This window comes from Stenotrophomonas sp. Nf1 (genome assembly GCF_003028475.1).
Lineage (GTDB): Bacteria > Pseudomonadota > Gammaproteobacteria > Xanthomonadales > Xanthomonadaceae > Stenotrophomonas.
On the sequence record NZ_PYTV01000022.1, the window covers coordinates 1 to 554 of the forward strand.

The 554-nt window shown below is 68.2% G+C and carries 1 protein-coding gene; it reads left to right on the forward strand.

The features are described from left to right. A partial coding sequence (locus C9412_RS20450; RefSeq protein WP_258190387.1) for a methyl-accepting chemotaxis protein occupies window positions 1–554 on the forward strand: 554 nt, incomplete at both ends.

The window sequence follows — 554 nt, forward strand, 5'->3', positions numbered from 1 at the left end:
CAGCTGACCCAGATCGTCGGCCAGATCCAGGCCAGCGCCTCCAGCATCACCCTGGCCGCCGGCGAGATCGCCTCCGGCAACAGCGACCTGTCGCGCCGCACCGAACAGCAGGCCGCCAACCTGGAAGAGACCGCCGCCTCGATGGAGGAACTGACCTCCACCGTGCGCCAGAACGCCGAACACGCCCGCCAGGCCAACCAGCTCGCCATCGGCGCGCACGGTGTCGCCTCGCAGGGTGGCGAGGTGGTCGGCCAGGTGGTCACCACCATGTCGGCCATCGAAGCCTCCTCGAAGAAGATCGCCGAGATCATCAGTGTCATCGACGGCATCGCCTTCCAGACCAACATCCTGGCCCTGAACGCCGCCGTGGAAGCTGCACGTGCCGGTGAACAGGGCCGCGGCTTCGCCGTGGTTGCCAGCGAGGTGCGCACCCTCGCCCAGCGCTCGGCCGCCGCTGCCAAGGAGATCAAGGGCCTGATCGATGATTCGGTCGGCAAGGTCGCCGAGGGCTCCAGCCTGGTCCATCAGGCCGGCAGCACCATGGGCGAGATCGT